The 18,217-nt window shown below is 59.4% G+C and carries 14 protein-coding genes; 6 read left to right on the top strand and 8 right to left on the bottom strand.

The window, feature by feature from the left end; all coding sequences use genetic code 11:
- Window positions 1–38 precede the first annotated feature (38 nt).
- Complete coding sequence (locus VH599_22100; protein ID HEY7351018.1) at window positions 39–1,586, top strand: sugar transferase; 1,548 nt, start codon at window positions 39–41, stop codon at window positions 1,584–1,586.
- A 68-nt stretch (window positions 1,587–1,654) separates the two neighbouring features.
- Complete coding sequence (locus VH599_22095; GenBank protein HEY7351017.1) at window positions 1,655–2,806, top strand: glycosyltransferase; 1,152 nt, start codon at window positions 1,655–1,657, stop codon at window positions 2,804–2,806.
- On the opposite strand, the gene VH599_22090 is transcribed toward VH599_22095, so the two are convergent.
- The 3 genes from VH599_22090 to VH599_22080 form a co-directional block, all read right to left on the bottom strand.
- Entirely contained in the window at window positions 2,757–3,575 is an 819-nt protein-coding gene (locus tag VH599_22090) for an RNA methyltransferase (protein HEY7351016.1), read from the bottom strand. The genes VH599_22095 and VH599_22090 overlap by 50 nt on opposite strands.
- A 371-nt stretch (window positions 3,576–3,946) precedes the next feature.
- Window positions 3,947–5,185, bottom strand: a complete 1,239-nt coding sequence (locus VH599_22085) for a hypothetical protein (GenBank protein ID HEY7351015.1) — start codon at window positions 5,183–5,185, stop codon at window positions 3,947–3,949.
- Entirely contained in the window at window positions 5,157–5,819 is a 663-nt protein-coding gene (locus VH599_22080) for a sigma-70 family RNA polymerase sigma factor (protein HEY7351014.1), read from the bottom strand. The genes VH599_22085 and VH599_22080 overlap by 29 nt, the downstream gene beginning before the upstream one ends.
- 545 nt (window positions 5,820–6,364) lie before the next feature.
- Here VH599_22080 and VH599_22075 point away from each other — a divergent pair.
- Both VH599_22075 and VH599_22070 read left to right on the top strand, forming a co-directional pair.
- Window positions 6,365–6,763: a response regulator gene (locus tag VH599_22075; protein ID HEY7351013.1), complete on the top strand. Its 399-nt coding sequence runs from the start codon at window positions 6,365–6,367 to the stop codon at window positions 6,761–6,763.
- Between the two features lie 226 nt (window positions 6,764–6,989).
- Window positions 6,990–7,274 (top strand): YtxH domain-containing protein, encoded by a 285-nt coding sequence (locus VH599_22070; protein HEY7351012.1) that lies wholly within the window; start codon window positions 6,990–6,992, stop codon window positions 7,272–7,274.
- Here VH599_22070 and VH599_22065 read toward each other — a convergent pair.
- Together VH599_22065 and VH599_22060 are read right to left on the bottom strand one after the other, a co-directional pair.
- A complete protein-coding gene (locus tag VH599_22065) occupies window positions 7,271–8,248 on the bottom strand; it encodes a hypothetical protein (protein ID HEY7351011.1) in 978 nt (325 codons plus the stop codon). The genes VH599_22070 and VH599_22065 overlap by 4 nt on opposite strands.
- 160 nt (window positions 8,249–8,408) lie before the next feature.
- Window positions 8,409–9,944: a serine protease gene (locus VH599_22060; GenBank protein HEY7351010.1), complete on the bottom strand. Its 1,536-nt coding sequence runs from the start codon at window positions 9,942–9,944 to the stop codon at window positions 8,409–8,411.
- Between the two features lie 321 nt (window positions 9,945–10,265).
- Here VH599_22060 and VH599_22055 point away from each other — a divergent pair, with 321 nt between their 5' ends.
- Window positions 10,266–10,757 carry a hypothetical protein gene (locus VH599_22055; protein HEY7351009.1) on the top strand — a complete coding sequence of 164 codons (492 nt, stop codon included), beginning with the start codon at window positions 10,266–10,268 and terminating at the stop codon, window positions 10,755–10,757.
- Between the two features lie 97 nt (window positions 10,758–10,854).
- Window positions 10,855–12,186, top strand: a complete 1,332-nt coding sequence (locus tag VH599_22050) for an exonuclease SbcCD subunit D (protein HEY7351008.1) — start codon at window positions 10,855–10,857, stop codon at window positions 12,184–12,186.
- Window positions 12,187–12,307: 121 nt separating this feature from the next.
- Here the strand turns inward: VH599_22050 and VH599_22045 are convergent, their stop codons facing one another.
- From VH599_22045 to VH599_22035, 3 genes are all read right to left on the bottom strand, one after another.
- The gene (locus VH599_22045; protein ID HEY7351007.1) at window positions 12,308–13,540 is read right to left on the bottom strand and encodes a tetratricopeptide repeat protein; all 1,233 of its coding nucleotides are present in this window, start codon (window positions 13,538–13,540) and stop codon (window positions 12,308–12,310) included.
- 153 nt (window positions 13,541–13,693) lie between these two features.
- Entirely contained in the window at window positions 13,694–15,031 is a 1,338-nt protein-coding gene (locus tag VH599_22040; GenBank protein HEY7351006.1) for a DNA double-strand break repair nuclease NurA, read from the bottom strand.
- 21 nt (window positions 15,032–15,052) lie between these two features.
- Window positions 15,053–18,184, bottom strand: a complete 3,132-nt coding sequence (locus VH599_22035) for an SMC family ATPase (GenBank protein HEY7351005.1) — start codon at window positions 18,182–18,184, stop codon at window positions 15,053–15,055.
- Window positions 18,185–18,217 lie beyond the last annotated feature (33 nt).

Below are 18,217 nucleotides of genomic sequence, written 5' to 3'. Positions count from 1 at the left end.
CACTCGAAGGAGTGGAGTTGAGCCAGGGGAGGGAGCATATGAAAAAACAGCCAGTACAGTCCACCAGCAGGCCGGTGACATTACCTATTCCAGACCAACCCACACTACAGCTGCGCGCGCTGCGGTCATCGGGGCGCAGGCGTCCTCGGCCTCAGCGTTCAGCCACCCTGTTCCTCTTCCTGATAGGTGACACGCTCCTCATCAACCTGGCGTTTCTGAGCGCCTATTATATCCGTTACAATCTGACCAGCGAAGGCCCCGATTTTTATCCCACGCCCTACCAGGACTACATCTCCCTTGAAATCGGTATCACGCTCGGCATGCTCTTGATTCTCTGGCTGAAAGGCATCTACCAGATACGCCTCACCAGCCATTGGGTGAGTCATTTCTCGGCTATTCTTGGCGCGACCACCACCGGCCTGGTAACACTCAGCATCTACGAATACTTCTTTACTAAATCGTCGAATCTGCTCTTCTCCAGCAGCAACTCGGCCTCGCGCGGGTTGATTCTTTATACCTGGATCGGTACGACGTTCTTGCTCTTCCTGGGGAGGCAACTCGTCAGCATGGGGTTAGCGTTTGCGTATCGTCATGGCTTGCGGCGGGCGCGCCTGATCGTTATTGGCGCTGGCCGCCTGGGCAAAATGATGATGCAGCATATTGCCGCCACCCCACGCCTTGGCTATCACATCATTGGCTACATTGATGTCGAGGACACGCCCACGCCCCATTTCGGGCGCTTTAAGGCCCTGGGAAGCATCAGCGACCTGGAGAGCATTATCCACATCTACCATATTGATGAGGTCTTGATCGCGCTCCCTTCCAACCAGCATCAACAAATTGTGCGCAGCGTCCGCCTGTGCGAGCGCGCGGGCGCTGAATTCAAACTGATCCCCGACCTGCACGAACTCAGTCTCTCGCGCATTGATATAGACACCATCGAAGGCATTCCGCTCATCGGCATCAAAAGTGCTGGCATTAGCCCGTGGCAATATACCCTCAAGCGCGGCATGGACATCAGCATTGCCGGATTGATCCTGCTGCTTGGGTCGCCCATCTGGCTGCTCACTGCCCTGGCGATTAAGCTTGACTCCAGGGGGCCGATCCTGTTCAAGCAAGAGCGACTGGGGTATCAAGGGTTGCCGTTCATGCTCTACAAGTTTCGCTCCATGCACAACCGCGCCGAAAGAGCTATGGCGGGCCTGCGCCCACAGAATCAAATCAGCGGCCCCATGTTTAAGTTAAAAGACGACCCCCGCAGGACGCACGTAGGCAAGCTCATCCGCAAAACTAGCATTGACGAAATTCCGCAACTGCTTAACGTATTAAAAGGTGACATGAGTCTCGTTGGCCCACGCCCACCGCTTGGCAGCGAAGTCGCCCAGTATGAGGAATGGGAAAAAGGGCGGCTGGAGGTCCGGCCAGGAATGACGGGGCTTTGGCAGGTTCGCGGGCGCAGCGAACTGGACTTTGACGAAATGGTCCTGCTCGATCTCTATTATATTGAAAACTGGTCCTTGCGCCTGGATATACAAATCTTACTACAAACCATTCCCGCCGTCCTCTTCAGCCGTGGGGCCTACTGACAGGCCACGACGCTAACGGACGCGAGAGCAAGGAACCGGGAGCGCCAGGCAATCAGAAACAGGCCACCATGAAAGTTGCATTAGTCCACGACTACCTGAACCAGATGGGCGGAGCCGAAAGAGTCTTGCTGGCCCTGCATGGCCTCTATCCCCATGCGCCAATTTTCACCTCGATCTATGACCCTGAGCGCGTCGATCCCGCTTTTCGTCGGCTCGATATTCGCAGCAGCTTCATGCAGCGGCTCCCCTTCGTCAGCAAACATCACCAATCCTTTCTCATGCTCTATCCCCTGGCCTTTGAGCGCCTCGACCTGCGCGACTATGACCTGATCCTGAGCAGCAGCAGCGCCTTTGCCAAGGGTGTCGTCTCGCGGCCCGACGCGCTGCATATCTGCTACTGCCATACGCCGATGCGCTGGGCATGGTCCTACCAGGACTATATCGAACACGAAAAACTTTGCCCCCCGGCGCGCGTCTTCCTCCCCTTCTTCATTCGTCGCCTGCGCCAGTGGGACCAGGCCACCGCCGGGCGTGTTGACCATTTTATTGCCAACTCGCCAGGGGTAGCTCAGCGGATCGCCGCTTACTATCGGCACGATGCTACTGTCATCCCTCCGCCTGTGGAAACGGCGCGCTACAGCATCTCGCCGACCCAGGATGACTATTTTCTCGTGATCTCACGGCTGGCGCCCTATAAACGGATCGACATCGCCATTGAGGCGTTCAATCGCCTGCGTCTCCCGCTCAAAATCATTGGCGTCGGGCGCGACCGGGCGCGGCTGGAACGCTTTGCCGGACCAACCATCGAGTTTCTTGGCTGGCTTCCCGATCAGCAGGCGCGGCAGTATCTCGCGCAGTGCCAGGCGCTCATCCATCCTGGCGCCGAAGATTTTGGCCTGACCCCTCTGGAGGCCCAGGCAAGTGGCCGCCCGGTGATCGCCTATGGAGCGGGCGGCGCGCTGACCAGCGTGCTTGATGGCGTCACCGGCATCTTCTTTCATGAGCGCAGCCCTGGCGCGCTGGCCGAGGCAGTAGCAGCCTTCCGGCCCGATCAGTTTGATCCGCTGGTGATTCGTCGCCACGCCGAAGACTTTGACATCGCTCGCTTTCAGCGGCGCATCACCGAATTCATTGACGCCAGGGTCCGTTCTGGCACACGAGCGCAGCAGGTTAGCACCCGCCAGGTGAGCGTTCCGCGCCTGCCGTCTCCTGCCTCCTGATCTCATATAACAAAGCCCCGGCTGCGACACTGACATTGAGCGAACTGGCCGTACCCCACATCGGGATGCGCGCCACCACATCGGCCATCTGGATAGTCTCCGGGCGCAGCCCCTCGCCCTCATTGCCCAGCAGCAGCGCCAGAGGCCGCCGGTACTCCAGCGACCAGAAAGAGGCGCCGCGCCTGGCGGTAGTCGCAATCGTCCAGATGTGCCGCGCCTTTGCCCACTGGACAAACGCTTCGACGCTGGCAGCGCGGGCAAGGGGTACACGAAAGATCGTTCCCATACTGGCTTTCAGGCATTTAGGGTGGGTCGGATCGGTACTGGAGCCAACCACCGCCACACCGGTACCGCCAATCGCATCCATCGTGCGCAGCAGTGTCCCAAGATTGCCCGGGTCGCGCATCTCTTCGGCCATCACCACCAATGCGTCTGGTCCGGCAGGCAGGGATTCCAGACTCAGCGGCGACCAGCGCACAATCGCCGCCAGGCCCATCGGGTTATCGCGGTCTGAAAATTGCTCAAAGCTCGCCCGCGCAAACTCCACCACCAGCGTCCCTGCTCCTTGCTGCTCGTGAACCATCCGCTGAGCCACTTCACTGCGCAGCAACTCGGGGCTGACCAGCAGAGCCTCCACACTCAACCCGCTTTCCAGCGCATCCAGCACCGGGCGAATACCTTCCACATAGCACACGCCCTCCTGCTCTCGATAGCGGCGTGTTGCCAGACGCCGCACTCGCGCCTCCCAGCGACGTGTCTCCGGGCGCATAGGCTTTCTCCTGCCTCTCTTATAGCGGCTTACCCTCTTTGGAGGGTATTCTTCATTATATCGTGTTGGGATGACAAGCAAACATGAGTCATCCCGAATTCTCTCTGCTGTGTTGTTTTGCTGGCAGGATGCGCGAAGGCCGCCTGTGTAGCGCCGCCGGGACGGCGGCCAAACGCTGGCACGTGGAAACGCTGAACGGGCAGCCCTGGTCGCCAGTGAGGCGTTCAGCCGCCGTCCCGGCGGCGCTCCGCTCGGTACGGTGCGGCTTTCCGCCAGCGAAGCTACCAGCCAGGAGCATTGACCAAGACGGTCTAGAAAATCCGGGATGACCCATGCCTTCGGTGGGTGACATACGCGGGTGGCTGCTTCGCCTAAAGGTCTTCAGGAGGGTGGCCCAGGGCGATATAGACAGCGGCCCCGGTATCGGGGGCGATACCGGCGGGAATCAAAGCAACCACTTCTCCTAGACTATCTGAATTCAAGGCTGCTGCCACCAGGGCGCTGCTTTGCTGCGACGAGTCTGGCTGCATGCGCAACAACTGCCCCAGATACAACTGCCCCAACTGCTGCGCCCAGTTCTCCAGCGCCGCCTGATCTACCCCGTCCCGCTGGTCGGCGGTAATCCAGAAAATCAACCCATTGGCTTGATAGAGCAGTTCCGCCTGTGTCCCATAGCGCCATACAATCGCCTTCTGCCGATACATCCATTGCCCATCAATATAAAGTGCCGGTTGGCCGCTAACATGCGCGGGATGAGCCGCCCCCTGCGCCACCACCTGCAACACCGTTGCTCCAGGGGCCGGGCGGAACTCCCGCACCAGCAGGCTTCCACGGCCTATACTGTTAGGCCGACTATATTGCAGTTCAACAACGGGACCATTGGCCCAGGGCTGGCCGATGTGCAAAACCATGCTCTGGAACCCATAGCCGTTCAGGGTCGGCCCCAGCCAGAAAACATCAAAGGGGACATTCTGGTGTACAGACAGAAGAGAGATTTCCTGAACCTGCTCCTGGGGGGACAGGGTGGGGTGTGGATAGCGCGGAGCGACCTGGACACCGGTCTGGCCCAAGAAAATGCGCAGCCCCTGAGCAAAGGAGGGAGCGACAGTAATCAGCGAGAGCAGCATTACCGCCAGCAGCGTACCCAGCGCCGCCGTCCTTGGCGCTCGTCCCAGAGGAAGGAAGCCGCGCGGACGGCGCGTCAAAACTGGCTCATCGCCAGCAAACAGGCGCCGAGGCAGTTGCAAGCGGCGCAGGACGCGATAAGTCACACGATGCGTCAGATTGCTAGGAGCAATCCAATCCCCTGGCTGCGTGGTCAGGGTCTGAACAAAGCGCGGAGGCAACTGCTCTTCTTCGAGGGGGAAAAGACTCTGCAAATCGCGGGCAAGGGCCAGCTCCTCAGCAGAAAAATCGGCGGGCGATAGCTGCCCCCCCTCCGTCACCAGTTGATCCCCACCTGAGTCTGCTGCGCCCATCTGGTCAGCCAGCAAGAAGGTATCATCTTCAGCCTCTGCCGAAAGATACCACTCCATCTCCGACTCCTCTGGTCCCTGGTTGGCATCAGAGAAGAAGTCAAAATCATTTGGTTGTTTTGAGCCGGGTACCATGAACCTGCTCCCGAAGAACCTCTCGGAGGCTCTTGCGCACACGCCACAGCCGCGTATCTACCGCGTGCTTGGACAAGCCCGTGCGCAGCGCGATCTCGTCGAAGCTGGCGAGCTGGAAATACCGTAAATAGACCAGCAAGCGATCAAGATCCGGCAAACGCTCCAGAGCGCGGCGCACTTCATCGCGGCGTTCGCGCTCCTCCAGCAGCGTATCAAGACTGGTATCTATTCGCTGGTTCATACTGGCTCTCTCGGTGTTCAGATCATCGAAACCAGGGAGATCCTGGCTGGCGCTTTGATCGGTCAGTTGACTCATCACCAGCGACCCGGACGGGTTTCGCCGCATGAGATGGCGGCGCCGATCCAGGGCAATATACTTGGCGCGCATGGTGAGCCAGGTACGCAGCGAACCCCGTGCCTGGTCGAAGGAGTCGAAATCTTGCCAAACAGTGACGAAGAGGTCATTCACACACTCTTCGGCATCCTGTATCGAACCCACTCCTTCTAAAACCAGGCGAATGAAATAAAAAAGCTCATGGGAATACTGTGCAATCAGGGTTTCCAGAATGCGCTGATTGCGTGCGCGCAACCCCTGAATGAGTCTATGCTCATCCAACCAACCGTCTTGCACCATGCCTCTCCTTGTGGAATTTCGCCGGGACGCCAGGCGCCATTGCCTCGCGCTGGTGGTCAGGCGCCATGCCTGCCGGTTTCTCCTTGTGTGCATCCGACCTGGTGCAGATCTCGTCTCAGTGTCCTATGCCTGCCCGACAGCGAAGAAGACGCCTTCATCCTCTTCTACTGACAAGACGGCAACTACTAGAATATACGTCATCAGTAAAAAGAAACTCACACCCGGTTCGGTTTTTTAACGGGAGCGTCGTACAAGCTCATCTTACCTGAATCTAGCAAAAAGTCAAGAGGGTTCTTGCCGGTTTGCTGAAACCATCCGTACTATGAAAGAGAGGTCTTGTTGCCAGTTTCCTGAGGACATGGTACACTATATGCGGAAGCTCGGAGCAAGCAATCCCATCGTGCAGCAAGTGCCCGTGGGGCTATCTCGCTGATTCCATGTCGCGCTCGCATCATTTCTGCCGGAGACGGCCACAGCGGGCCAGCGCGCCCATCCGTAGGGCAGCTACCAATGACGTGAGGCGCCTTGATTGCAGAGGATACCCTGTGACCAAACGAATTCTGGTGGTTGACGACAAAGCTCATCTGCTGCGCTTGATGCGCATGATTCTGGAGGATGAACACTATCAGGTTTCTATCCTTCAGGAAGGCCGAGGAGCCTTTGATCGTGTGAAGGAAAGCTTGCCCGATCTGGTGATCCTGGACCTGAAACTGGCTGACTCATCGGGTCTGGATATACTCCGCGATCTCAAGGCTGATCGCGCCACCGCGGACATCCCGGTTATCGTCTACACAGCCGCTGTTCTGGAGGCCGAAGAGGTTTCGCAGCTCATCGCCAGCGACCCGTCGCGCTATCATGGCGTCCGAGTCCTGCAAAAGCCATTTGAACTGGACGCGCTGCTGGGGTTGGTGCAGGAAGTGTTGGGCGCGGGTGATCTCTGTTGAGCAGAGCCGCCCGCCTGGCCCGTCTTTCTTAAGAAACCGCTCCAAGAATCCGCGCCGCAGCGCAGCGCAGGCTACAGATGAGAACTGGTTGACTATACCACGTCGGCAGGGAAGCGCTCCTTGCCGACGCCGTTTGTTGTGTTCTTGCTTATTGGATACAACAACGCACCAACAGCGTATCGTACCGTCATATTGCATGGAGATCAACAGAAAGGATGTATCACTAATGAGTCGTCGCGGTTCTGGTTTCTTCCTTGGCCTGGTGCTGGGGGTTGTGGTTGGCGCAACGCTTGCCATTCTGTTCGCGCCGCAGGAAGGCGAAAAGACGCGCAACCTGCTTCTCGATCAAAGCGGTGATCTGCGCAAGCGCACTGAAGGCGCCATTGACCAGCTCTCTGATCAGGCAAGAGATCGCTTTAACAAAGCGGTGGCTGCCGGGCGCGAGGTCTATAGTCAGACCAAAGAGGATCTGAGCGCCCGCTACAACCGCGCCAAGACCGGCGAATACTAATTCAGCGCAATGCCGATCTCGGCCAGACTATCATGATAGGGGTACAAGGCCCGCGCAATCATTTGCCGGGCCTTCTCTTCGCCCAGCAATGCCGCGCAGCGCCGCTCGAAATCGGTGATGAGCAAGACGAATGCCGACGCCACCTGCGGCACTGACTGTGTCAGCATCTCGTGTTGCCGCAGCTCGCGCAGCCATCCCTGTCGATCCACCTGGAGCAATCCCAGCACATCCGACTCTCTACTTCGCTCCGTCAGGACATGCTGGAGGATATTCTGCGCCTGCCGCTGACCAAAAAGGTGTCCGACACTTTCCAGCATTGCGTTCACCACCTCCACCAGCATCTCCCATTGCCTGGCCGCAAGCAGCACCTCTGCCGTACCCGGTACCACCGGACCAGGGAGCGGGCTTGCTGGCATGGGGCCAGAAAAATTCCGCTGAGGCGGCGGCGGCCTATACGCAGGCCGCTGGATTTCCCCTAACGAGAGCAGCGCACCAATCCTCGGATCAAGCTGATCTGGCGCTCGTAGGGGCAAAGTTGGTATCACGGGCAATCGCGCTGGCGTTGCTGGAGACAAAGACCGCGAACGAGGGGGCAATGGAGCAGGCGGCGCTGGCTGGGCAGGCATCTGCGAGGTGAACCGTGGTACTGCCTCCACCACACCGCGTTGTTGCAACAGCAGGAGGGTACGGTGGAAAAAATCCTGCTGCGCGGCTGTGACTGTCTGGCGTTCAGACAACACCCCCGCATCGAAGCGGACCAGTCCCTCGCTCCAGCCAGCCAGATCGACCAGAGCATCATCAATGCTGGCGCGGCTCCCTGCAAGATGCACCAGTTGACCTTGCTCAAAATAGAGATGAAGCGTTCCTATTCGCACTGTATTGCGCAACGCCAGACGGCCATTTCCCCCTGTGGCGCGAATTCTAGCGACCATCGCTCCTAGATTTCGCAAAGACTCTTGCCGATCAATGCTCATGTATTTCCCTGGTTATATGAAGGACAGCATTGTACGCAATACATCTACTCCAGACAACCCTTTGCATTCAAATCACGCCAATTATACATCATCGCATCGCTCCACTGCCTCCCCATAGTACTCATCGGAACAGGTCAGTCGTCTGGCAGCGTTGCGCCGCTCAGCCAGGCGGCGCATCGGGCGCTGCTGGCGTCACGGGATCGGGCGGCGTCGAAAGATCGCCACCTGCCGGAACCGTGACGCCTATTTGTTCTGAGGCCACCGGAGGCCCCGACTGCTGCCCTGAAGGCGGCGCTCCAATGCTATAGTCAGTAGTACTATAGGGTGCACCCTTATTGAGTCCTGGACCATAACCCGCGTAAGCGCCTCTCCCCCGCAAACTGCGCCGCCTGAGCAGTATAAACCCAGCAACAGCAAAAGCCAGAATCAGCGCCACGATCAGCGCGATCCCCCAGCCTGGCAGCTTGCCAGGAGCAGGCTCGTGGGCTGCCTGCGCCTTCGTATAATTGACATAGAGCTGGACGCCCTTGAAATTGGGATACAAACGCGCGATCTGCGTATATTGAGCATAGGCATCGTGCCAGTGGCCCGGCGCACTGCTCGCGCAGGCATCATAGGCAGCCGCCCACCGCTCATCAAACGCATCCTGGGCCAGACTCACTTTCGCCTGCTGCGCCATGCTCTTCGCTGCATTCCCCATTTGCAATAAGCCAGCCTGCCCGCTGCCGTTACTATTTCCAGCAGCAAAGCTCACCACCCCTACTAGCTGTCCATCCGCGTTCAGCGCCGGGGCGCCGCCATTGCCCTGCTCTACGTTCCCATCCACCAGAACAAGCTGCGAACTATCTTGAGCGGTCTTGAAGGCGCTCACCATGACCGTTTTCACTGAAGCCGTTAGGAAATTGTTCGGGTCAATTAAGCCATTAGACTGCGGCAGGTCCGCGCTGTCAGGATAGCCTATGATCGTCAAGGTATCACCCTGAAAGATCTGACTTGAATCGCCCAGCGGAATCGTGGGCAGGTCGCGCAAGCCATCAACGTGCAGAAGTGCCAGGTCGTTATTGGCCTGCTGGTTTGGCAAACCTGGCGCCAGGATCGTCAGCGGATAACTTTGCAGGTTTTGCGGTGAACTCGCCTCGGTTGGGCCGCTGTACTGGCTGCTCAGGTAGAGAACTGAGCGAGGTGTCTCAATGCTGGGCCGCCAGATGAAAGAATCGGTGAGCAGTTGATTGAGAACATCGGCGGCTGTCACGGTCTGGCTCGGATTAGAATCATTGAGCGCCTGCGCAATGTCGGGCGCCGCGCGCGCGGCCAGTAACAGGTCAAGCGCGTTCTGGGACTCGTTCACCGCGCTATTGGCAGTCAACACATCCCCATTGGCCGAGATGAATGCCCCTGAAGCCGTCGTCGAAAGCGTATACGTGCCGCCTCCCTGGGGAAAGGTCACGCCAGTGCCATCAGCAGTCGTATAGAATAGCTGCGCCTGATAGGTGGTGGCAATCCGCACCACCGCCGGGAGCGCCAGAGCGACCCCGCGCCTGGCCGCTGTGCAGAGTCCGTTGCCGACGAAACTCGCCGCCTGAACCGTCGCCCCAAACGTCAGCACACTCGCCCCAACGCCCAGCAGTAAGCTAACTGCAATTCGGCAGAACCATTCCCGGCGTTGGGCGCGCTTCAGCATGCGCATGCCATTCATACTCTTCATCCCCTTTTTCAGTTCATACGTCTAAGAAAAAGGCCGCTCCTATCATATCATCTCCTGCTCCTCTTGTCTGTACCAACCTCAAGCAGATTATCCCCAGGAACGGGGGCAGGAACAGGTGGCCGCTCGTTTTCGTAGTGACGCCTGCCAGCGTCTAATTTATTGGCGGAGCCACCTCTTTGCAGCCCTTGCGCCTGGGCGCATTCTCGCGCTATAGTTACAGAACCAATAGGCAACGCGATCTCCCCACGCCAGCAAAAGTACTGCCAATACAAGGAGATCAGGCTTGAATAACGCGCTCCAAAGAGAGGCTCTATGCAATTTTTAATAAATCTTCACATCACCATGTTCTTCGCCCTGGTTGTTGCCGGAACCATCTGTACCATCTGGGGTCTGGCACTGTTCATCGCTCGCAATCAGGCCATGAAGAAAGCGGCTCCAGAGGGCGCAAGCGCCAGCGAGCAGCAGGACGCTGCTGGCAACACGCCAGCAGCTACCGAGACACCTGCGCAGCCACGCCAGCCCCTGATTAACCCGATCTTTAGCAGCGCGCTGCGAGTCACAGCGGGGCTGGCGCTCCTTCAGGCTATCATCGGGGCCGCGCTCTTTCTCATCGGCAATCGCCCACCAGATCAGTTGCATTATGTCTATGGCCTGGTCGTGCTGTTCGCTATTCCAGCGGCCCTGATCTACCTCAGCGGCAAACCAGAACACATCCGGCGCGATTTGCTTATGCTGGCTTTCGCCGCGCTTGTCGTGGCGGCAGCGGCTGTGCGGGCTGCTCTGACCGGCGGCTTCCAGTTCTAGCCGCTTGAAGCCGCGCAGGTCCATTTCCATTTTCTGAAAGCCGCGCCAGAAGTACGTAGTATCGGGTATTGGTGGTCTGTCGCCAGCGGAGGCAACGATGCGCGCACGCTTTATTCACCTGGCCGATGTCCATCTCGGCTATGACCAGTACGGCTCTAAAGTTCGCTACAACGATTTTGCCAGGGCGTTCCAGGATATTTTGGATGACGCCATACGGCGCAACGTTGATGCGGTTCTGATTGCGGGCGATCTTTTCAACAAGCGCGCCATTGACGCGCAGACCTTGATACAGGCATACGATTGCCTTCAGAAGCTGAAAAAGCAGCGCATCCCCGTCATTGCCATCGAGGGCAACCATGACCGCTCCTATTATCGGGATGGCCGGTCCTGGCTCCAGTTTCTGGCCTGGCAGAACCTCCTCTCCCTGCTCAACCCTGTCATGCGCGATGGCGCGCCTCAGCTTGCGCCCTGGGACGCCAGCACCCTGCGCGGCGCGTATATCGATCTGCTCGATGGCCGCCTGCGCATCTATGGCCTGCCCTGGTTTGGCGCCAGCACAGCGCGCGTCATTGAAGGTCTCGCTGCTGGTCTCAGACAGGCCCGCGCCGATGAAGACCAGCAAGGTGTCGAGTACCGCGCCGTGCTGATGCATACTGGCATCGAAGGCATTGTGCCTCAACTGCATGGCCTGCCCACCCAGGCGCAGCTTGAGCCGCTGCATGGTCTGGTTGATTATCTGGCGCTGGGCCATGTGCATAAGCCCTTCGAGCGCGCGGGCTGGATATACAACCCCGGCTCAATCGAGACCTGTAGCGCCGAAGAAGCCGCCTGGGAAGATCGCGGCTATTACTATGTCGAGATCGACACCGGGGGAGCAGCAGCGAGCGACCAGGAAGCCGAAGGGCAGAAGCATACGGCGCATCATCTGATTAATCAGCGGCGGCCCTTCTGGCGCTTCACTTTCCGTGTTGATGGTATCAGTGAGCCTGACCTGCTGGCAGAACGTTTCGAGGAGTTTTGTCGCCAGGAGGCCGAGAAGATAGCAGACAATGGCCTGGAACCCGTTGTCCATGTCATGCTGCTCGGCATCCTTGATTTTGATGCTGGCTCATTAGAGTTGGCGCGCCTCGAAGAGATCATCGAAACTCATTTTCATCCGCTCGTCAGGCGCGTCCATAATCTGACTCGTGATGTGGATTTTGACCCCGATGATGAGGGCCTGGATGGGCGCAACCGGGATACCTGGCATCAACTTGAACACAAAATCTTTCAGGACATCCTCTCACGCGATGCCCGCTATCTTCCTGCCGCCAACGATTGGGCCAATACCCTCTCTGAACTCAAGCAACTGGCCCTGCAAGGCGAAGACCCCGCCGCCATCGCCACGCGGCTGCGCGAAGCGCGCGCCCGGCTCTTGCGGCGCGGCTGATGCCACATCCTGTTGAATCGTTGTTGCGTGCAGCGTTCAGCGGGATAGAGCGGAGAAACGCAGGGGCGCTGGCTGAGATGTGTTCAGCCAGCGCCCCTGCGTTTCTCCTTCTGCCGCCTCGCTAGGAGCGAACTATCTTGAGCAACTGCCACGCGGAAAGGCCCGCCGCAATCAAGCCAAAGGCCGCGCCCACTGCCAGGCCGACTGGTACTGCCCAGTCAGGGTACCCTGTCGCCTGCAACGAGCCTGCCGGGATAAAGACCGCCAGGAACGCAGCGCCCCCCATAACGAGCGCGATAATCAGGCTGATCAGCGTCACGCCGGTGATGCTGAAGAACCGCCCCAGGCCCAGCGCGCCCGATTGCACGCCGCGCACATAGCCAAAGATCAACGAGCCGACCAGCGCCAGCAGAACTGCCGCCACCAGCCAGTGTCCGGCTACCGGGATAGCGTTCAGGCCAAAGAGAATCGCCAGCGCCACCACCGCAATTGCCACTGGCGGCCCCCAGGAGCCAAACCTGCTGAAGAAACTAAAAAAGGTAATCACTACACCCAGCGGCCACGCGATAAACCCTGGACGCCCGGATGATCGCTGTGCCAGCGCATAAGCGCCCGCCGATTGCCGAAACCTGTTCTGCTTCAGATAAATCTGGCCGCGCAGCCCATACAACTGAGCCGGAGGGATAGGCGCGTTCAATTCTTGCGCTTTGTCCAGCGCCTGCTCTGCCTCGTCTGCCTGTTTCAACTTATTCAGCGAGAGCGCCAGTGTAAAATAGGCTGGGGCCAGGTCTCGCTTCGCGCGGGTAGCAGCGCGCGAAGCCTCCGCAGCGCCCTCGGTGTCGCCATCTTGCAAAAGGATTAGCCCGCGAACCAGATGGGCTTCCGCCAGACGCGGGTCCAGCTTGATCGCTTCATCGGCAGCCGCCTTCGCCTCTTTCATGTGACGCTGCGCCATCGCCACCTCGGCAAGCTGCACTCGTGGTTTCGCATCGCGCGGCCTTAAGGCGCACGCCTTACGCGCCGCCGCTTCCGCGCGTACCAGCGCCGCCCGGTTTTGGGTCTGAGAAAGCGCCGCAGCGAGCGTCAACTGCGCGTCAGCGTTGTTTGGCTGGGCATCCGCCGCCCGCTGCGCGTGCTCAGCCGCCTCATCTGCCTGCTGCAATTGTAATAACGCCTGCGCCAGCACCAGCCGCGCCATAAAATCATCGGGCTTACGCTCCAGCCGACGACGAGAGAGCCGCTCGGCTTCATCAAATCGGCCTTCACCAAGGGCCTGCCGCGCCCGCATCACCGGGTTGCCCCCGCCTCCCTGCATCGCTCCGCCGCCCCCGAATTGTCCAGCAATTCGCGCCATATTCCTCACCCCTGCGCCATGCCATCGAGGGCTTCAGGTTTCAATGGCATGTGCTGTTGATACATAGACCACGTATGATAAACGAGTCAGCGTATGCTGACCCAGGAAAATCTGCCCTATTATAGCACGCGCGGCATCCCTATGACTCTGCGGTTATACCCGTCGGCGGCTTTTGCTCAGGGCTTTCGAGGAGAAAGAGAGTCCCAGATCGTTGCGGGCCGCGAACTCCTGGAAGAGGCGATAAAACTCCTCGCGGTCACGCAGAGAGATCACAGCCACCGCGTCAGCCGCCTCGATGGCGTAGGGATAGCCATTGCCGATAATCACTTCAGCGCGCACGACATCCAGCGCGGCGTCGAGTATACCTTCTTCCAGCATCCAGCGCGGAAACTCCAGCCGCGCCGGGGGGCGATGGCTCACCGTCTGCATATACACAAACGCAACCTGCTCGTGAAAGCGCCCATAGCCGCCCAGCACGTCGCCGCGCGCCGAGATAAAGGCCGGAGTGCGATCACCCCATTCCAGCGCCCCTTGCCAGAGCAAGGCGTCGTGCAGATGCTTGGTTTCAGGTAACTGATCGAAGAGCCGCCCCAGCAGCGTCGTCACATCGCGCGCGTAGCTCGTATCAATATAGCCGATCAGCGGCACGTGGCAGTTTTGCGAGGCATCCAGCAGTGACAGCGCCGCCGAAACATAACGCTCTCGATAGAAGGGTGGCATCGTCAAAGCAAACGAAACTACCAGCGAGCCATCGTAGAAGACCAGCGGAAACGCCCCGCGCGCCTCGGCTGGCCGCTCCTGATAGCGACGCATCCAGTTGACCAGCGCCTGCGTCTCCAACTCAAAGCGGCGCAGGTTCACCATCTGCTCAGAGTACGCAAAGCTTTCATGATGTGCGCGCCCTGGCGCCTGCCTGCTCTGCCCGCTTTCTGTACCTGCGCCATTCTGGTCGGAGGAGGATTGCCCCTGCGCAGGGGCGCGCTGGCTCTGGTTTTCGCCCTCGGCCAGATCGGCGGGCGAGAGGACTTCAACCAGCACATCCTTCACATACGGGCGGGCCGGGTCATGGGGGTTCTCAAAAAGGCCCACCTGGATCAGTCCCACCGGCAAGGAAGCATCGCGCCAGGGCGGAAGCTGGCTGCCATCAACGGCCAGCGTCGTAATGCCGCGAATGCCTTCGGCCCAGGCGCGCGATTGCTGATGATGCTCGAACTGCTCCCGAAAGTTCATGGCGGGTATCAGACTCCCGGCAGGGTCGCCCACCAGCGCCCGCCAGCGATCATACTCCTGCGTCGGCAGAGCGCCCGCTGGCGCGGCATCCGTCCGCCCAGCCAGCTTTGCGCTGATGCTCGCAGCGGTGGGGTAGCGCGGCCCAAGCTGACGCAGCGCCTCACGGTAGCCGCTGATCTGCTTGCCAAAATCAGCGCCGAATCCCTGAAAATGTTCGCGCTTCTCGGCCAGGGCCGCCAGCACCTTGGAAGCGTAGAGCATCAGATTCTCCCCTGCGGTTCTTTAGTCGCCCGCGCCATCGAAGCCAATCTCCGCGAAAGCGCCTGCCAGCGCCAGATCACCATCGCTCACCACCGTTTCGCCGTCGCGCTTTTGCAGATAGATGACGCTATCCAACCCCTGCTCGAAGGTATCATCATGGCTGATCACGATCAACTGGTTAAAGCCGCGCACCCGCCGAATCTGCTCGGCCAGATTGCCGCGCCGCAGCTCATCCATATTCTGCGTTGGCTCGTCAAAGAAAGCCACATCCAATTTTGCCAGCGTCTTCAGCAGCGCCAGCCGCACCGCCAGCGCGGCGCTCATTTGTTCGCCGCCGCTCAATTGGGCAAAACTGCGTTCCTGGCCGCGTGTGCGCAGCACGATCTCGTAGTCTTCTTGCCAGGAAAGCTCCACCGAGCGGTCCCCCAGAATATCGCCAAAGATGCGGTTGGCCCCTTTGGAAATCTGCTTGAGCAGTTCCTTCATCACGTGCGGCCCAGCGTCTCTGATCGTCTCGCGGAACTGCTGAAGCATTTCGCGTGTCTCGCCTACCTCCGCATGTTCAGCCTTCGCCGCTTCTAGTTCGGCCAGCTTATCCTGTGCCTGAGCGATCTGCTGCTCTTTCTTGCCAATTTCCTCGCGCAGAGCGCGCAGCTTCTCGCGCAACCCGGCCTGCGCCTCAAGAAGGTCATCTAAATGCTGCTGGACCTCCGCCAGCGCCTGCGGATCATAGTTCGCCGCCTTTTCGGCATAACGCTGATCCGCCAGCGCATATTGTTCGTATGCCTGGCGCTCACTCCCCAGCGCGGCGTCATAGGCGCGCTGGCGCTCTGGAGTTTTGTCGGCCATCTGCTCATACGCCAGATAGGTGTGATAGCCAGCGCGGCTCTGCTCAGCCTGTCTGTTCAGCCCCGCAATGCGTTCGTCCAGCCCGGCATAGGGCGCTAGCTGCGCCTCAAGCGCGGCCAGCGCCTCATCCGCCAGCGTGACCATCTGGCTCGCCTTGTTCAAGGCGTCCCTGGTGTCTTGCTCCTGCGCGGCAATCCCTTCCTGCTGAGCATAATCGCGGCGTGGATCGCCCAACTTGCTCAACTTCCCGGCAGCTTCCATCTCGCTCGTGGGAGCGTCCGCCAGGGCAGCCTGCTCGGTGCGCAGAGCCTCCAGCTTCCGTGTCTGTTCGTCCAGATGGCGTTGCAGACTTTCTTGCTGACTGATCAGCCCCGCCAGCATGCGCACCTGCTTATCAGCCTCATCGCTCCGCTTCCAGAGCGCCTGTAGCTCGATCAACCGCTCTGCGCTCTTGCTGGCCGCCTTGAGCAGCGCCGCCAGTTCACGTTCACGAGCCACCAGGCGCTGAACCTCCTTGTGTGTGCGCGCTTGCTGGTCCTGGGCATTGAGCAAATGCTGACGATATTCATCCAGCCGATCAACGAAACTCTTCTTTGTGCGCAGTTCCTGCACCTGCTGGTCGAGTTCGGCTTGCTTCGCCTCCAGCGGCCCAAGAGCGGCTTGATCCCGCGCGATCAGCCCATCGAAATATATCTCCAGGCTCAACAGCCCTTTTTGGCGGATATTCAGGCATGGCTCTTTCAAGAACGGGCAATGCCCCCCGGCAGACTGAAGTTTCGATTCGTTGTGGCGCTTGATATTGCCTGACAGCAAGATCACCTGCTGGCGCAGCTCGTTCCAGGCGGCCTCCAGCCCAGGCAGCGTCGCCACTACAGACTGGTTCGCCAGGAGTTTAGCAACATCAGCCTGGCTTTTTTCGACGATGGCGTCAGCTTTCTGGCGCAGCGCCTTCTGTTCGGTCAGGCTGTCGCGCGCCTCCTGCAACTCACGCTCCCAATCATTGCGGCGCTGATCCTCCAGGCGCAGCCGCTCGACCTCAGCCTGGCGCTCGTCCAGCAGCGCAGCCTCGGCCCGCTGCGCTTCAATTGTCGCAATCTGGCGCGTCTGCCGGTCTAAGTCCTCCACAAGACGAGCGCGTTCTGCCTCCAGCCCTTTCACCTCTTGCTGCACGTCGCGCAGCCGTTTGATGTCTTGCTGCGCCGCGCGTATTTGCTGCTCCAGTCGGGCTTGCTGCTCCACCAACGGAGCCAGTTTCTCCATCTGCTGGAGCGCCGCTTCCGCCCGCTCCAGTTGCGTCTCAGCATGCCCCACCATCACACGCGCCTTGGTGCGCTCTTGCTTCTGTATCGCCTGCTGCTCCAGCAGCTTCTGCCGCGCCTGCTGCTGCTCGTGGGCCAGGCGCAGATCAACTTCGGCTTGCAGATAGAGCGTATAATCCTCGGCGCTCTCTTCAAGTTTGCGCTGCGCCGCTTTCGCCTCGTCCAGATCGCACTTAGTCTGGTCGAGCGTCTGCTGGTTCAAGCGCCACTCATGCTCGGCCCCCTCCCAATCTCTCTTTAGACCCGCCACCTCCTCGCCCAGCCGCCGTAACTTATCGCGCTGTTTTTCAGCCTGGCCGCGTTCGTCCTCGATTGCCAGAACCCGCTGTGTCCCGACATCACGTTCGGCTCGCTGCGCCTCCAATTCCTCGCGCCAGACGGCCACATGGGCCGTTTCGTTCTCCAGTGCCTTCACCTGCGCGTCCGCATCACGCTCCAATTGTTGCAGGTGGTTGCGGGTGTCCAGCAGTTTATCGAACGCCTTACGATAGTCCTCGATCTGCAAGAGCGCATCGAATTTGCGCTTGCGCAGCGCAGGCGCAGCCAGAAAATCGCTGGTAAAAGTCCCCTGCTGCACACCCAGCGCATCGGAGAAAAAAGCGCCCAGTTCGATGTCGCCCGGCACAGGCAGATGCTCGCGCAGCCAGTCAAGCACATCAGCTTTCTGCTCCACCAGGCGCTTATCAATCTGGGGGTCATAGACATACCAGACGGATGGCGTTCCACAACGCCGCACCACCTCATACTCCTCATGATCCACTCCCGACTCGAACGTCACGCTTACCTGGCCGCTGCGTTCACCTTCGCGCACAAACTGCGTCTGGTTATAGGGCAGATAATCAAACAACGCAAAACCAATTGCCTCGACCAGCGTTGTCTTCCCCGCGCCATTCTGGCCGCGAACAGCCGTTGTACCCCGCCGCAGTTCAATGACGGCGCGGCGATAGCTCTTGATATTTTCTAGCTCAACTCTGGTAATCAACATGGCAGCATATCCCCTGGCACCAACGCACGAAAA

The organism is Ktedonobacterales bacterium (assembly GCA_036557285.1).
Classification (GTDB): Bacteria; Chloroflexota; Ktedonobacteria; order Ktedonobacterales; family DATBGS01; genus DATBHW01.
The sequence above is the reverse complement of the archived record's forward strand: the minus strand, read 5'-3'. Positions and strand labels throughout refer to the sequence as shown.

Excerpts from the sequence above, each read along its gene's own strand:
- VH599_22065 (HEY7351011.1), bottom strand. The coding sequence starts at position 8,248 with ATGAGCATTGATCGGCAAGAGTCTTTGCGAAATCTAGGAGCGATGGTC.
- VH599_22050 (HEY7351008.1), top strand. The coding sequence starts at position 10,855 with ATGCGCGCACGCTTTATTCACCTGGCCGATGTCCATCTCGGCTATGAC.
- VH599_22045 (HEY7351007.1), bottom strand. The coding sequence starts at position 13,540 with ATGGCGCGAATTGCTGGACAATTCGGGGGCGGCGGAGCGATGCAGGGA.
- VH599_22060 (HEY7351010.1), bottom strand. The coding sequence starts at position 9,944 with ATGAATGGCATGCGCATGCTGAAGCGCGCCCAACGCCGGGAATGGTTC.
- VH599_22095 (HEY7351017.1), top strand. The coding sequence starts at position 1,655 with ATGAAAGTTGCATTAGTCCACGACTACCTGAACCAGATGGGCGGAGCC.
- VH599_22035 (HEY7351005.1), bottom strand. The coding sequence starts at position 18,184 with ATGTTGATTACCAGAGTTGAGCTAGAAAATATCAAGAGCTATCGCCGC.
- VH599_22090 (HEY7351016.1), bottom strand. The coding sequence starts at position 3,575 with ATGCGCCCGGAGACACGTCGCTGGGAGGCGCGAGTGCGGCGTCTGGCA.
- VH599_22085 (HEY7351015.1), bottom strand. The coding sequence starts at position 5,185 with ATGGTACCCGGCTCAAAACAACCAAATGATTTTGACTTCTTCTCTGAT.
- VH599_22070 (HEY7351012.1), top strand. The coding sequence starts at position 6,990 with ATGAGTCGTCGCGGTTCTGGTTTCTTCCTTGGCCTGGTGCTGGGGGTT.
- VH599_22100 (HEY7351018.1), top strand. The coding sequence starts at position 39 with ATGAAAAAACAGCCAGTACAGTCCACCAGCAGGCCGGTGACATTACCT.
- VH599_22040 (HEY7351006.1), bottom strand. The coding sequence starts at position 15,031 with ATGCTCTACGCTTCCAAGGTGCTGGCGGCCCTGGCCGAGAAGCGCGAA.
- VH599_22055 (HEY7351009.1), top strand. The coding sequence starts at position 10,266 with ATGCAATTTTTAATAAATCTTCACATCACCATGTTCTTCGCCCTGGTT.
- VH599_22080 (HEY7351014.1), bottom strand. The coding sequence starts at position 5,819 with ATGGTGCAAGACGGTTGGTTGGATGAGCATAGACTCATTCAGGGGTTG.